Origin of the sequence: Brevundimonas sp. EYE_349, assembly GCF_023147505.1 — a bacterium.
GTDB lineage: Bacteria > Pseudomonadota > Alphaproteobacteria > Caulobacterales > Caulobacteraceae > Brevundimonas.
Genome location: NZ_JAHXPB010000008.1, coordinates 110,581 through 124,648, shown reverse-complemented (window position 1 = coordinate 124,648; position 14,068 = coordinate 110,581). Strand labels below are relative to the sequence as shown.

General features: G+C 68.3%; 12 protein-coding genes. 9 read left to right on the top strand and 3 right to left on the bottom strand.

Annotated features, from left to right (window positions below; genetic code table 11):
- Positions 1–31: 31 nt before the first annotated feature.
- The 3 genes from KZX42_RS14615 to nadC are packed head-to-tail and all read left to right on the top strand — an operon-like array spanning position 32 to position 3,266.
- The gene (locus tag KZX42_RS14615; RefSeq protein ID WP_248120453.1) at positions 32–895 is read left to right on the top strand and encodes a site-2 protease family protein; all 864 of its coding nucleotides are present in this window, start codon (positions 32–34) and stop codon (positions 893–895) included.
- A 5-nt stretch (positions 896–900) separates the two neighbouring features.
- Positions 901–2,412 carry an L-aspartate oxidase gene (locus tag KZX42_RS14610; RefSeq protein ID WP_248120528.1) on the top strand — a complete coding sequence of 504 codons (1,512 nt, stop codon included), beginning with the start codon at positions 901–903 and terminating at the stop codon, positions 2,410–2,412.
- Positions 2,409–3,266 (top strand): carboxylating nicotinate-nucleotide diphosphorylase, encoded by an 858-nt coding sequence (gene nadC, locus KZX42_RS14605; RefSeq protein WP_248120450.1) that lies wholly within the window; start codon positions 2,409–2,411, stop codon positions 3,264–3,266. Before KZX42_RS14610 ends, nadC begins: the two co-directional genes overlap by 4 nt.
- A 19-nt stretch (positions 3,267–3,285) precedes the next feature.
- Here nadC and KZX42_RS14600 read toward each other — a convergent pair whose 3' ends face one another.
- The gene (locus KZX42_RS14600; protein WP_248120449.1) at positions 3,286–4,449 is read right to left on the bottom strand and encodes a cell wall hydrolase; all 1,164 of its coding nucleotides are present in this window, start codon (positions 4,447–4,449) and stop codon (positions 3,286–3,288) included.
- Positions 4,450–4,899: 450 nt separating this feature from the next.
- Between KZX42_RS14600 and KZX42_RS14595 the strand changes: the two genes are divergently transcribed.
- Both KZX42_RS14595 and KZX42_RS14590 read left to right on the top strand, forming a co-directional pair.
- Positions 4,900–5,082 carry a hypothetical protein gene (locus KZX42_RS14595; RefSeq protein ID WP_248120447.1) on the top strand — a complete coding sequence of 61 codons (183 nt, stop codon included), beginning with the start codon at positions 4,900–4,902 and terminating at the stop codon, positions 5,080–5,082.
- 250 nt (positions 5,083–5,332) lie between these two features.
- Positions 5,333–5,689: a DUF6481 family protein gene (locus tag KZX42_RS14590; protein ID WP_248120445.1), complete on the top strand. Its 357-nt coding sequence runs from the start codon at positions 5,333–5,335 to the stop codon at positions 5,687–5,689.
- Between the two features lie 60 nt (positions 5,690–5,749).
- Here KZX42_RS14590 and KZX42_RS14585 read toward each other — a convergent pair whose 3' ends face one another.
- Both KZX42_RS14585 and KZX42_RS14580 read right to left on the bottom strand, forming a co-directional pair.
- Entirely contained in the window at positions 5,750–8,560 is a 2,811-nt protein-coding gene (locus KZX42_RS14585; RefSeq protein ID WP_282438966.1) for a PAS domain S-box protein, read from the bottom strand.
- Positions 8,561–9,037, bottom strand: a complete 477-nt coding sequence (locus KZX42_RS14580; RefSeq protein ID WP_248120443.1) for a hypothetical protein — start codon at positions 9,035–9,037, stop codon at positions 8,561–8,563. It lies immediately after the preceding gene.
- Positions 9,038–9,236: 199 nt separating this feature from the next.
- On the opposite strand from KZX42_RS14580, the gene KZX42_RS14575 reads away from it, so the two are divergent.
- The 4 genes from KZX42_RS14575 (at position 9,237) to KZX42_RS14560 (ending at position 13,949) form a co-directional block, all read left to right on the top strand.
- Positions 9,237–10,415: a cell wall hydrolase gene (locus tag KZX42_RS14575; RefSeq protein WP_248120441.1), complete on the top strand. Its 1,179-nt coding sequence runs from the start codon at positions 9,237–9,239 to the stop codon at positions 10,413–10,415.
- A gap of 95 nt (positions 10,416–10,510) precedes the next feature.
- Complete coding sequence (locus KZX42_RS14570; RefSeq protein ID WP_248120439.1) at positions 10,511–12,448, top strand: PAS domain-containing protein; 1,938 nt, start codon at positions 10,511–10,513, stop codon at positions 12,446–12,448.
- Positions 12,449–12,455: 7 nt separating this feature from the next.
- Positions 12,456–12,920 (top strand): response regulator, encoded by a 465-nt coding sequence (locus tag KZX42_RS14565; protein ID WP_282438959.1) that lies wholly within the window; start codon positions 12,456–12,458, stop codon positions 12,918–12,920.
- Positions 12,921–12,989: 69 nt separating this feature from the next.
- Positions 12,990–13,949: an aldo/keto reductase gene (locus tag KZX42_RS14560; protein WP_248120435.1), complete on the top strand. Its 960-nt coding sequence runs from the start codon at positions 12,990–12,992 to the stop codon at positions 13,947–13,949.
- The last annotated feature ends 119 nt before the right edge of the window (positions 13,950–14,068 follow it).

Sequence of the window (14,068 nt, the reverse complement as noted above, 5' to 3'; positions counted from 1 at the left end):
CGGACCCGACGCGCGCGCCCATCTGGACGCCATGAGCGACATCGACACCACACCCCGCACCCGCACACCTGGCCCCTGGGACGTCCAACCGTCCCAGCACACCGAAACGCCGCGCGCTTCCGACGCTGCGGCCCCCGGCGCCGACCAGCCGGTCGAAAAGGACCAGAGTCTGGTCTGGGCCTTGGCCTCCACCGCCCTGATGGGCGGCTTCCTGTGGTGGATCACGGGCAGCGCCGTCGTCGCCGGGGCCGTGCTGATCGGCCTGTTCGTCCATGAGGCGGGCCACGCCCTGGTCATGAACCGGCTCGGCATGGGGCCGGCGCGCATCTACATCATTCCGTTCCTCGGCGGTCTGGCCAAGGCCCGACGTGAGCCCAAGAGCGAGTGGCACGGCGTTCTGGTGTCGCTGGCCGGGCCAGCGTTCGGTCTTCTGGCCATGATCCCGTTCATGGGCGTGGGCCTGGTTCTCGGTCGGCCCGAATGGCTGGCCGGCGCCTTCTTCATCGCCCTGCTGAACCTGGTGAACTTGGTTCCCGCCCCGCCGCTGGACGGATCAAAAGCGCTGGGGCCGGTGCTGACGCGGGTGCATCCCCGGTTGGAGCAGGGGGTGCTGCTGGTGATCGGCGTCGCGGTGGTCTGGTGGGGGCTGTCGACGGGCCGGTTCATCCTGGCCGCCTTCCTGGCGCTGTCGGTCTTTTCGCACATGAAGCGCGGCGTGTGGCGCACGGCCTGGGGCACGCTGCACTGGCCCGAGGCGGGCAAGAGCCTGGCCCTCTATCTTCTGACCCTGGCGGTGTGCGCGGCGGCAACGGTCGGCGCCCTGTTGCCGGTGACGGAGGGCGACGCGGCGGGCGCGATGCGTCTGGGGCTGAGCTATCTTGGGATCGGACGGTGAACCGGATGCGACATAACGGGCCGTTGATCGTCGGCGCGGGCCTGGCGGGACTGTCGGCGGCGCTGGAGGCGGCGCGGGCGGGCGTCAGGGTTCTGGTGATCACGCCAGAGCCGCTGCTGAACGGATGTTCCTCGGCTTGGGCGCAGGGCGGAATGGCCGCCGCCCTGACCGCCGTCGATTCTCCCGAACGCCACGCCCGGGACACGGAGGCGGCGGGTGCAGGCCTGGTAGAAGCGGAAGCAGCGCGCGCCCTGACCCGCGTGGGACGTCAGACGGTGGAATGGCTGGCCGCACTTGGCGCACCGTTCGACCGCGAGGCGGACGGCGGTTTCGTCGTCAGTCTGGAGGCCGCCCATTCCACCCCGCGCGTGGCGCGGGTCGGCGGCGACGGCGCTGGGCGCGCCATACTGTCGGCCGTCGTCGCGGCGGTGCGAGCGGAAAAACGGATCGAGGTCTGGGACGATGGCCGGCTTAAAGCCCTGACGCAGGACGCCGATGGGCGGGTCGTCGGCGCCGTTATCGCGCGCGGACCGAACGTTCGTCTGGTCGAGATCACCGCGACGGCGGTGGTGCTGGCCACCGGCGGGGCGGGCGGCCTGTTCGCCGCCACTACCACGCCTTCGGGCCTGAAGGGCGAGGGGATGGCCCTGGCCGCTTTGGCGGGGGCGGCGATTCTCGATCCCGAGTTCGTGCAGTTTCATCCCACCGCCATCGACGTGGGCCTGGACCCGGCGCCGCTGGCGACCGAGGCTTTGCGCGGCGAAGGCGCGCGGCTGATCGACGGCGAGGGGCGGTTCCTGCTGGGTGAGGCGGACGACGCCGACCTGAAACCGCGCGACGTTGTGGCGCGCGCGGTTCACGCGGCGCGGAGCGAGGGGCGCGGCGCCTATCTGGATGCGCGCGCCGCAATCGGGCAGGAGTTCCCTCACGCCTTTCCCGCCGTGTTCGCCGCCTGTATGCGCGCCGGTCTGGACCCGCGCCTTAGCCCCATCCCCGTGATGGCCGCCTGCCACTATCATATGGGGGGGGTCGCCGCCGACGCGGACGGGCGTACGACAACGCCCGGCCTGTTCGCCGTGGGCGAATGCGCCGCGACGGGCGTGCATGGCGGCAATCGCCTGGCGTCCAACTCCCTGCTGGAAGCCGCCGCCTTCGGGCGTCGGGCAGGTAAGGCCGCAGCCGGCGAGACGGGTGGGGGGCGGCCGCTGGCGGTTCAGATCGCGTCCGATCTGCCGGAAGACGGCTTGGCGAAACTGCGGGGCGCCATGACGGCCTATGCGGGCGTGGTGCGGACGGCCGAGGGGCTGGCGACGTTGATCGACCTGATCGACCGGCTTCGGGCCGCGCACGGTCCCGCGGCGTCCTTGCTGGCCGCGCGGCTGATCGCTCAGGCCGCGCTGGACCGGCGCGAGAGCCGAGGCGGCCATTATCGCGCCGACCATCCCGAAACGGCGGTGGAGGCCGTTCATACCCGCGTGCGGCTGGCGCACCCGGCGGCGCTGGAGGCGGCGGAATGAGACGATTGCCCGACATCCTGATCGAGCCGGTCGTGCGTCTGGCCCTGGCCGAAGACTTGGGTCGGGCAGGCGACGTCACCGCCATGTCCTGCATCCCGGAGGATGCGCGGATGACCGCGGCCTTCGTCTCGCGCAAGTCCGGCGTTCTGGCGGGGGTGGATGCGGTGCGTCTGGCTGTCCTCGCGCTCGATCCCCAGGCCCGGATCGACGTGCGCCTGACCGATGGCGACGCCCTGTCGCCGGGCGCTGTTTTGGCGGTGGTCGAAGCGAACGCGCGGGGCTTCCTGTCCGCCGAACGCACGGCGCTGAACCTGGTGGGGAGGCTGTCGGGCGTGGCCACCCTGACGCAGGCCTATGTCCAGGCGGTCAAGGGCACGGGGGCGCGCATCGCCGATACCCGCAAGACCACACCCGGCCTGCGCGCGCTGGAGAAGCACGCGGTGGCCTGCGGCGGGGGGATGAACCATCGCTTCGGTCTGGATGACGCCATCCTGATCAAGGACAACCACGTCGCCGTCTGCGGTGGCGTAGCCGAGGCGGTGCGCCGCGCGCGGGCCTTTGCGCCGCATCTGATGAAGGTCGAGGTCGAGGTCGACGGCCTGGATCAGTTGGACGATGTCCTAGACTTGATCGATGAGGGCGCCGCGCCGGACGTCGTCATGCTGGATAACTTCAGCCTGGCCAACCTTCGCACGGCGGTGAGCCGCGTCGCCGGCCGCATCGTGCTGGAGGCCTCGGGCGGCGTCGATCTGACCACGGTGCGAGCCATCGCCGAGACGGGCGTTGACGTCATCTCGGTGGGGGCTCTAACCCATTCGGCGCCGGTGCTGGATATCGGTCTGGACGCGCTGTGAGCCGCGCCGCCGCCGCCAATCAGGCGGGGCTGGCGGCCGTTTCGGCCATCTCGGCCTTGGTGGCCGTCTCGGCGGGGCGGGCAGGGCGCGCGGCTGGCGATGCGGCGCCGGTCGTGCGAGCGACGGCTTGGGCCGAAGTCTGCGTCGGGGTTTGAGCGGTCGCTGAGCGCGACTGGGGCGTGGCTCCGTGGGCCGTCGGGACGCTGAGCCCCTCCTGCGCCAGAACGAGCGAATAGGCCACGGCCTGCCCGGCCTGACGGGCCGTCTCGACGGGGTTCAGGCTGGCCTGGACCAGACGCGGACGTTCGGCCTCGGTCGACGGACGGGCGGCGTAGGTGAAGGCGTTGCCGCCGCCCGAACGCCCGCCGAAGCGATAGAACAGATGGCTCCCGACCTGGCTGACCTGCACCAGCGACGAACGCCAGCCGGGCGCGACATTGGTGGTGTGGAAATGGGTGGCGTTGCCGACGCGGGCGAAGACCGAACCGGACAGGGCGCTGGAGGCGACAGAACGCGCGCGGGTCCAGGCCGAGGCGTTGACCCGGCCGCGCATCACGCCGGAGCAGGTGAAGGAGAACTGGCATCCGCTGCTGCGCGCGGCGCCCTGGAACACCACGCCGCAAATGGTCTTGGGGAAGGCCGGATGGCGAACGCGGTTCAGAACCACCTGGGCCACGGCCTTCATGCCGTCAGACCCTTCGCCGCGCGCTTCGTAATAGACGGCTTGCGTCAGGCAATCCAGATCGCGGCTGGCGTCCAGCGCGTGGTCCATGCGGAAGGGTCGGGCGGGGTCGGGCGCCGTCAGGCTGGCGCGACGAAGACTGGAACCGTCCGAGGCGCGAAGCTGTTCAAGACGAGCGGCCAGCAATTCGGATTGGCGGTCACGCTGGGCGGACCCGGCGCTGGTATAGGGATCGTGCCGACGTGCAATGGTCAGGGCGCTGGCGTCCAGGCCGCCTGCTGCGGCGGCCAGGGCTTCTTCGGTGAAGCCGGCTGCGGTGGCGCCTTGAATCCGTTCGGCCTGGGCGCGCAGCGTCGTCGCGCGCGCAGCCGTACCGCCAAGATAGGCGCATCCGATCGCCAGACCCACCAGACCCCCGATTGCTGCGGCGGCCGTCATGGGCTTCATCCTGGCCACACGATCGGCGCGCAGAAGGGCGCGCGTCTGCGAGGAATGCGACAACGAGGTAGTCCTGTTCAGCAGGGCGAGAAACGCGGCCCCCGGGGTAGTCTTGCCGGCCAGGCGACGCTTTCGGTCGCTTTCCAGCCTGCAGAATCCGGCGCTCGGCTCACTGGCCCGGGCGTCGAGGACGGGCCTATAGCCAGTCTTTTATGGCCGCAATGTGGTCGATTCGCAATCGGGCTGTTAAGGGACAGAAGCGCCTAGGTATTTTTCAGCAGTCGCCGACGATGTGGCCAAAAACGGACGATTAGGGTGAAATCAATGTCGTCAATACTGTATTGTTTTCTGTGATAACTTTGTCATAAATGGGCGTAGTTGATGTCGATGACTAAAGGTTCGGGCTGATGCGGTTGTGAAATGTGACCGGTCAGGTAATGCGCGACTGAAGGCGAGCCGCTGGAACCGCGAAGCCGGATTCGGCGTTCAAGCGTGGCTTTTGGAGACACGCCCATGAAAATCGCCATCACCGCCGCTGCCGTCTTGGGAACCCTGGCCCTGGCCGCCTGCGGAACCACCATCGAACAGAAGGCCGCCAGCGGCGCGGTCGCGGGCGCCGTGGTCGGCGGCCCTGTCGGCGCAGCCGTCGGGGGCGCGGCCGGCACAGTGGTCGGCCAGTCGCAGAAGCCGCGCTAAGCCCTGAAAAGGCGGGTCTGCCGGGCGGCGGCGCTTGTCGTCCGGCAGAAGCTTCCTGCCTGCATGGCGGTGTTGCGGCGAGGACGCCACCGCCAATCGAATCTTGGCGGCCGTCGATTTCATCGCCGCGAACCTTGATTTTCGCCCGCATATCGGCTTTGTGCGCCCCGCTTCGGGCCGCGCGTTTTCTTCGCCGCCTGACCCCCGACGGCCGCTCCTGGCCGCTCACAAGGAACCCTGACGCTTTCGCATGAAAGATCTGAAGACCGGATTCTCCGACCGTATCTCCGCCCAGCAGGACGCCAAGAAGGCGCTGCTCGCCAAGTTCAAGCCCAAGGCCGCCGCGCCTGATCCCGAGTTCGAAAAGCTGGCCGAGAAGCGGGCCGCCGAAAAGGAAGCCCTGCGCCAGCAGCACGAACTGGCCAAGGCCGAGCTGCGTCGCGAAAAGGCCGAGAAGGAAGCCGCTCGCATCGCCGCCGAACTCGCCGCTCAGGAAGAGATCGACGCCGAGAAGCGCGCGGACCGCAAGGCCCGCAAGCAACTGACCAAGGAAGAGCAGAAGGCCAAGCGCGACGCCCGCTACGCCGCCCGAAAGGCGCGCCGCTAAAGATCGGCTTTTCGAATGATCGACGCGCCGCAGGCTCTGCGGCGCGTTTTTCTTTGCGGGTCAGCCGACAGGCGCGGCGGTCAATTGTTCCAGCAGGCCGCGAAGCTGGTCCGAGGAATAGGGTTTCCGAAGCAGCGGCCAAGGCGTGTCGGCCAGCACCTCGTCCACATCGTCGCCGACGTAACCCGACACCAGGGCGATCCGCATCTCGGGCCAGGATCGGGCTGCGACGCGCGCCAGATCGACGCCGCTCATCCCGCCGGGCATCACGACGTCCGTCAGCATCATGTCGAACGCGGCCTGATCCAGCGCGCGCAGCGCCTCTTGGCCATCTTCCGCCAGATCGACGTCCAGCCCCAGTTCCTCAAGGATTTCCAGCGCCACCGCCGCCACGCCTGGATCGTCCTCGACCAGCAGCAGTCGGCCGCCCTCGATGCGGCTGGCGTGCGTCTCGACAGGCGCGCCTTCGACGGCCAGGTCGTCGCGCGACAGCGCCGGCAGATAGAGCCGGATTTCCGCCCCCTGACCCGGCGCCGAGACGATCTGGGCCCCGCCGCCTGACTGCCGCGCGAAGCCATAGACCTGGCTTAGACCCAGGCCGGTGCCCTTGCCGACACCCTTGGTGGTGAAGAACGGTTCGAACACGCGGTCCACGATGTCAGGCGACATCCCTTCGCCGTTGTCGATCACCGCGACGCAGACATAACGGCCAGGGGCCAGTTCGGCGACTTCGCCGGCCGCGACCTGGGCCTCGCGCGTCTGCACGGTGATGTGCGCCCCGCCGCGCCCCTTGTGTCCGGTCACGTCGCCCAGGGCGTCGCGGGCGTTGACGATCAGATTCAGCAGGGCCGCCTCGAACTGGGCGGGATCGACATTGGCGAGCGCCCCGCCGCGCTTCAGCTTGACCTTGAAGTCCACCGCCTCGCCGACCGCGCGCCGCCACAACGGTTCTCCCTCGCGGATTAGGGCGTTCAGGTCGATGGGCTCGGGCCGCAGCGCCTGGCGTCGCGAGAAGGCCAGCAGTTGGTGCGTCAGGCTCTCGCCCCGGCGGGCGGCGGCCAGGGCGGCCTCGCCCAGCTTCCTGCGCTTGGCCGGATCGTCGCTGCGCAAAATGATGTCCAGTGCGCCGATCACCACGGTCAGAAGGTTGTTGAAGTCGTGCGCCACCCCGCCGGTCAGACGCCCGACCGCCTCCATCCGTTGGGCGTGCATCAGCTGGGCCTCGGCCTGGGCCTTTTCGATCAGCGCCTCGTCGACCCGTTCCTCCAGCAATTCGTTGATCCGCTTCAGGTCGTCCTCGGCCCGCTTGGCGTCGGTCACGTCCAGACAGGCCCCGACATAGCCCTGGAACAGGCCGGACGCGTCGAAGCGCGGCACCCCCTCGGTGCGCAGCCAGCGCAGGCCCAGCGACGGATGCTGCACCCGCGTCAGGGCCTCGAACCGATCCCGCGCCTCGAAGGCGCGCATGAAGGCGGCCGAGAAGACCGTCTCGTCGTCGCCATGCACCAGGCGCCGCCAGCTGTCCGGCAGATGGGTCTGGCCTTCCACGCCGAAGAAGGTGCGGTAGCGCCGATTGGCGAAGATCAGCTGGGCCGCGTCGTCGCTCATCCAGATCAGGGCAGGCGCGCTGTCCGCGACGGTGCGGAAGCGGTTTTCGGATTCCTCAAGCCTGGCCTGGGCCGCGCGGGTCTCTGTCACGTCGAAGGCCACCCCGACGAAACCGATCACTTCCGAGCCGCAGAGACGCGGGCGCGAGAACGACTTCAGCCAGCGCCATTGGCCGTCATGTCGGCGATAGCGGGCCTCCAGGGAAAAGGGCGCGCGCGACGCCTCGCCGGCGACGGACTCGGCCAAGATGCGCGCCTGATCGTCAGGGTGGATCGCCACGCGCCAGTCCAGGTCGCGCGCTGTCTCGTAGTCTGCGCCATGGAAGTCGACATAGGTCTGGTTGACGAAGGTGCGGCGCCCGTCCTGGCCCGTCACCCAGATCAGAACGGGGGCGGTGTCGGCGATAACGCGGAACCGCTGCTCGCTCTCGCGGGTCTCGTGCTCGGCGCGGGCGCGTTCGACCTCGGCCCAGGTCCGCGCGGCGACCTCCTCGACCAGGCTGACCTGCGCCTCGGTCCAGGCGCGCGGCTGTGAGGCGTGGACGTAAAGGAAGCCGCGCAGTCGCCCGTTGCGGATCAGGGGCGCGCGGATCAACGCGCGGGTCTGGATGGCGTCGAAGGCGTCGGCGGAGTCGGCGGTGCGGGGGTCCTGGCGAACATCCTCGATCTGGATGGTGCGGCCCTCGGAAAGGTCTGCGATCAATTCTGGGCCGAAGGCGTCCAGGGCGAACTGGCCTTGGGCGCTGGCGACGCCGGCGGTCCAGTCGCGGCTCATGGTTACGACGCCGGCCGCTTGATCGATCTCCCCATAGCCGACCCGCTCGGCGTCCAGCAGGCCGCCCAGGGCGTTCTCGACCTGCCCCATGATCTCTTCTGGATCGGTCTGGTCACGCAGTCGGTCGCTGAGGCCCAGCAAGAAGGCGTGGCGACGCTCGGCCCGCGCCGAGGCCTCCAGCGCCGCGTGGCTGTCGGTCACGTCGAAGGCGATCCCGGTGTGGCCGAGAAACCGATCCTGATCGTCGAAACGCGGGCGCGCGATGGCGCGCATCCAGCGCCAGTCGTCGTTCGTTCCGCGTACGCGGACCTCGAATTCGTAGGGTTGGCAAGTCTTGGCGGCCTCGGCCTCCAAGAGGTCGATCCTCTTCAAATCGTCTGGGTGTATGGCCTGCCGCCAGCCGCCTTCAGCCAGCGCCGTCTGATCCAGACCATGCAGTTTCAGGACGGCGGCGTTGGCGAATTGGAACGCGCCATCGGCGTTGCGCAGCTAGATGGGCGCGGGCGTGGTGTCCGCCAACTGTCGAAACCGGGTCTCGCTCTCGCTGATCCGCAGCAAGGCGCCGCGCAGGGCCGCGCTGACGGCGGCGATGAAGAGACCGACCATGATGAAGTTGACCGTGGCCACCAGACCGATCGCGCTCAGCACGCCGTCCTTGCCCGTGGCGGTCACGCCCAGAATGACCCAGCCTCCGCCTATACAGATCACCAGCGCGACCAAGGCTGCGGTCCAGCCGCCCGCCAGCGCCGCGAGGCTGACCGCCGGCAGCAGAATGGTGAAGCCGGTGAGTTCGCCATAGATCACCGACAGCGCCGCACGCGCGATCAGGGCCGCCGCCGCGAAACCGCCGCCGATCATCACACGCCCAGCGACGGAGGGGGTCGACAACTGGGCCAGTCCGACCAGCCACCGGTCGGCGGCCCTTATGCGCCACGACGACGCCTTGTCGTCCCTGGTTTTACGCATCCCCGGTCCCGTCTCGATCAGGCGAACTGACCACAGCTTTACACCCTGCGTCGTCACCGGCCACCCCATCTTGAACCGCGCCGGCCGATACACGACGTAACGGCGGTCGCCGTGTCGCCGGAAATTGGTCTAGGTTTGTCGTTAAAGGCGCGAACCTCTGGCGCTTGGCGACGTTGTCGAACGCCCTGTCGGACCCTGAATGACCCTGCCGCTCTGGAAGACGATGTTTAAGACGCTGCGGCGTTCGGCGGCGGCCCTGCCAGCGGCGGGCGCGGTGCTGGGCGTCGCCATGGCGGCCGGCTCCAGCGTTCGCCCCGACGCGGACCGCACGGCCGAGGCGGTGTCGCGCATCACTGGCGGCGACCTTGGGGTGGACGGGCTGGCGGCGATCAAGGCGCGGCTTACCCCCGCGCAGCTGGCCGAGGCCATGCGGCACGATCCCAATCTTCTGCAGCCGGCGCTCTACGGTCTGACGCCAGGATGGGAAAGCCTGACCCTGGCCGGCAAGCCAGGGCTGGAGCCTGGCAAGAGTGGTCTGGAGGCCCAGCGTCTCAACGCCGCCATGGCCCCGGTATCCGGCGCGTTGCGCCCGGCCCAGCCCTTCGTCTTCAAGGGCAGCGCCGAGGATCGCCGCCGGGCCCTGCGCTGCCTGACCCAGGCGGTCTATTTCGAGGCGGCGCTCGAGCCGGACAGCGGCCAGGCCGGGGTGGCCCAGGTCGTCCTGAACCGGGTGCGTGATCCCAACTACGCCAACACCGTTTGCGGCGTGGTGTTCGAGGGGGCCGAGCGGACCACGGGATGCCAGTTCAGCTTCACCTGCGACGGCTCCCTGGCTCAGGCGCCGGTCGCCTGGGCGTGGGATCGGGCGCGTCGTGTGGCGGAAAAGGCGCTGGACGGCGCTGTCGCGCAGCAGGTCGGCACCGCCACCCACTATCACGCCGACTATGTGCATCCCTGGTGGGCGCCGACGGTCGCCAAGGTCACGCAGATCGGAGCGCATATCTTCTATCGCTGGAAGGGCGTCTATGGCGAGACCGCCGCCTTCCGCAACGTCTACAAGGGACGCGAGCCGGCCATCGACGAGGCGCGCTTCTCGCGCCCGCGCACGGTCATGGCGGCCGGCGCCGCGACCGGCGGACCCGACCCCGACGCTCCGGCCTCTGCGGCCAAGGACGCGCCAATCCGGACCGTCGAGATCGACGGCCAGCAACGGGTGGTCGGCGTGGCCAGTCTGGGCGGTCGGCGCCTGCCGACCCGCGATGAGGTCGCCGCCATCAACGCCCGCCTGACCGCCTTGGAACGCCCGAAAACCACGACGCCTGCGCCCGCCGGCGTTACGACGATGGATGTGGAGGAAGTCGGACGGCCGACGAACTGAAAAGCCGGCTTGCAACGCTTTGTCGGGTCGAGGCATTGAGGCACTTACGAAAAACGCACCAGGCCCTTTCAGGCCCGGCCTGAAAGGACGCCGCGTTGAACCACCCAGAAGTCGAGTGTTCCCGGTGGGACGAGGCGGATCGCTTGGCGGCGCTGAACAGATACGGGGTGCTGGACACCACGCCTGAGGCCGCATTCGACGATCTGGCCAATCTGGCGGCGCGTCTGTGCGACGCGCCCATGGCCGCCGTCAGCCTGGTGGACGCCGAGCGGCAGTGGTTCAAGGCCGAGGTCGGCCTGGGCCTTCCGCAGACGCCGCGTCCCGTTTCCTTTTGCGCCCACGCCATGCTCGGCGATCAGCCGCTGATCGTGACCGACGCCGAACAGGACGGTCGCTTCGCCGACAATCCGCTGGTCACGGGCGCGCCCCACATCCGCTTCTACGCCGGCTATCCGCTGAAGTCGCCAGAGGGGGCGCCCCTGGGCGCGCTGTGCGTGCTGGATCACCGGCCGCGCCCAGAGGGGCTGACCGAACTTCAGGCCACGGCCATGCGGACTCTGGCGGCCCAGGTCATGACCCAGCTGGAGCTGCGCCGCGCCCTGTTGGACCGAGACCGCAGCGAGAAAACGGCTCAGCTGGCTATCGAGGCCTCGGCCTATGTCGGCTCATGGGACTGGGATATCGCTTCGAACCGTGTGGTCGCCGACGAGCGGTTCGCGCGCATGTACGGTGTCGACCCCGTCGCCGCCCGCGACGGCGCTCCGATCGAGGTGTTTCGCGGCAGCGTCCATCCCGACGATGCTGATCGGCTGGGTCAGGACATCCAGCGCGGTCTCGACGACGAAGGGATCTTCATCAGCGAATACCGGCTGGTCGTGGACGGCCAGGAACGGTGGGTGCTGGCGCGCGGTCAGGTCGAGTACGACCGCTCCGGCGCCGCCGTACGCCTGCCCGGCGTCGCCGTCGACATCACCAAGCGCAAGCAGATCGAGACCGATCTGGCCGCGACGACGCGGGCGCTAAGCGAAAGCGAAACCCGTTTCCGCATCCTGACCGACGCCATGCCGCAGATGGTCTGGTCGACCCTGCCAGACGGTTTCCACGACTACTACAACGCCCGCTGGTACGAGTTCACCGGCGTCCCGGTCGGCTCGACGGACGGCGAGGGCTGGAACGACATCTTCCATCCCGAAGACCAGCAGCGGGCCTGGACGGTCTGGCGCCATTCCTTGGCGACCGGCGATCCCTATGAGATCGAGTACAGGCTGAAACACCACAGCGGCGCCTATCGCTGGACGCTGGGCCGCGCCGTAGCCATCCACGACGACGAGGGGCGGATCACCCGCTGGTTCGGCACCTGCACCGACATCGACGAGCTGAAACGGCTGGAGCAGGGGCGCGAGCTGGTCAGCCAGGAGCTGAGCCACCGCATCAAGAACATCTTCGCCGTCGTGGCGGCTCTGGTCGCCCTGTCTGCGCGCCAGTATCCGGAGGCCAAGGCTTTTTCGGCCTCGCTGCGCACGCGCATCGCCGCCCTAGCGCGCGCGCACGAGTTTGTTCGCCCCCACACCGAAACGTCCAGGACGACGATCGGCGCCACGACCCTGCACACCTTCCTGGCGGACTTGTTCAGAGCCTATGCCGACGAGGTTGGCCTGCCGCGCGTCATCATCGACGGGGACGATGCGGTGTTCGACGACCAGGCGGCGACATCCGTCGCCCTGCTGTTCCACGAACTGGCCACCAACGCCGCAAAATACGGAGCCCTGTCCGACAAGGCCGGGACCGTGCTGCTGAACACGACCAGAGACGAGGATCGCTTCATCCTGACCTGGACCGAGCGCGATGGTCCGCGTGTCGAGGGACCGCCGACACGCTCGGGCTTCGGATCGTCGCTGGCGACACTGTCGGTGCAGGGGCAGTTGGGCGGCAAGCTGGATCGGCAATGGAACCCGGACGGGTTGAAGGTCATCGTGGATTTGCCCGCCACCGCCCTGTCGCGCCGCCGAGCCGCGATCTCGGGCGGGCTATAACTTTTCATTGAAACCCATCCTTCTAAACCGCGTTACGTACGCCAACGATCAAACCTTCCCCGCCATGACCGCTCGCATTCTCATCATCGAAGACGAAGCCCTCGTGGCCATGGAACTCCGCTTTGTGCTGGAGGACCTGGGACACGACGTGATCGGCGTGGCCGCCACCGCCAAGGCCGCGCGCGACATCGCCCGCGAGAACGATGTCGATCTGGCCCTTGTCGACATCCATCTGTCTGACGGTGCGACCGGCATCGATCTGGGCCGCGAACTGGGCCAGGACATGGGCGTCAGCGTCCTGTTCATGACGGCCAATCCGGGCATGGTGCGCAACGGCGTCGCGGGCACCATCGGCGTCCTGTCCAAACCGACCGATGAGCGCGCGGTTCAGACCGGCGTGGACTATGCTCTTCGCCGCCGTCAGGGGCAGCCGACCGATTACGCGCCGCCGGGTCTTCAACTGTTCGGCTGATAAACTCATAGGCGGTTGCGGCGGCTCCTCCGCCCCCTATGTCCAAGGCTCCCCGAAATGGAGCCTCCCATGAACAATCTCGCAAAACGTCCCTTGGGCGGCAGTGGTCTGGATGTCGCGCCTCTCGTCTTTGGCGGCAATGTCTTTGGCTGGACGGCGGACAAGGCGACATCGTTCGCCTTGCTTGATGCGTTCATGGGGGCCGGTTTCGACGCCATCGACACGGCCGACGCCTATTCGCGCTGGGTTCCCGGTCACTCGGGCGGCGAAAGCGAGACCATCATCGGGGAATGGCTGCACGCGCGCGGCAATCGCGAGGCGGTCAAGATCTTCACCAAGGTGGGCTCCGACATGGGGCAAGGCCGCAAAGACCTGTCCCCCGCCTGGATCGAGAAGGCGGTCGAGGACAGTTTGCGTCGGCTCCAGACCGACTACATCGATCTGTACCAAACCCACTGGCCCGACCCGGACACGCCACAGGAGGAAACGCTGCGTGCGCTCGACAGTCTGGTGCAGGCGGGCAAGGTGCGGGTCATCGGCACATCCAACCACACGGCCGAACAGGTCGCTGAGGCGCTGTCGATATCCGAACGCGAGGGACTGGCCGCCTACGCCTCGCTCCAGCCACACTACAACCTCTATAGCCGCAACACCTTCGAAGGGGCGCTGCAGGATCTGGCGGTTCAGAAGGGGCTTGGCGTCATCACTTACTTCAGCCTGGAAAGCGGCTTCCTGACCGGCAAATACAAGACCGTCGACCAGATCGCCGGGGCCAAGCGAGAGAGCGCGCTGCAGGACAAGTTCGACGAGCGCGGCGTGCGCATTCTGGCCGTTCTGGACGCCATCGCCCAAAAGAACGAGGCCACCCCCGCTCAGGTGGCCTTGGCCTGGCTTCTCGCGCAGCCAGGCGTCACCGCTCCGATCGTCAGCGCCACCACGCTGGAGCAACTGTCCGATACGCTAAAGGCCGCGACCCTGGCGCTGTCGGACGAGGATGTGGCGGAACTGACAGAGGCTTCGGCTTCTTAAGCCGCGCGCGCCCATTCAAATCCGTCATCCCCGAGCTATCCCGAGGATCCATACGCCCGGTGTCGGAGAGTGCGAACCGTCTTCGACGGAGGCTATGGATCCTAGGCGCAGGGCCTAGG

What these genes read in the sequence shown, in the direction of transcription:
- KZX42_RS14615 (WP_248120453.1), top strand. Translation starts at nt 32, where the DNA reads ATGAGCGACATCGACACCACACCCCGCACCCGCACACCTGGCCCCTGG.
- KZX42_RS14610 (WP_248120528.1), top strand. Translation starts at nt 901, where the DNA reads ATGCGACATAACGGGCCGTTGATCGTCGGCGCGGGCCTGGCGGGACTG.
- nadC (WP_248120450.1), top strand. Translation starts at nt 2,409, where the DNA reads ATGAGACGATTGCCCGACATCCTGATCGAGCCGGTCGTGCGTCTGGCC.
- KZX42_RS14595 (WP_248120447.1), top strand. Translation starts at nt 4,900, where the DNA reads ATGAAAATCGCCATCACCGCCGCTGCCGTCTTGGGAACCCTGGCCCTG.
- KZX42_RS14590 (WP_248120445.1), top strand. Translation starts at nt 5,333, where the DNA reads ATGAAAGATCTGAAGACCGGATTCTCCGACCGTATCTCCGCCCAGCAG.
- KZX42_RS14580 (WP_248120443.1), bottom strand. Translation starts at nt 9,037, where the DNA reads ATGCGTAAAACCAGGGACGACAAGGCGTCGTCGTGGCGCATAAGGGCC.
- KZX42_RS14575 (WP_248120441.1), top strand. Translation starts at nt 9,237, where the DNA reads ATGACCCTGCCGCTCTGGAAGACGATGTTTAAGACGCTGCGGCGTTCG.
- KZX42_RS14560 (WP_248120435.1), top strand. Translation starts at nt 12,990, where the DNA reads ATGAACAATCTCGCAAAACGTCCCTTGGGCGGCAGTGGTCTGGATGTC.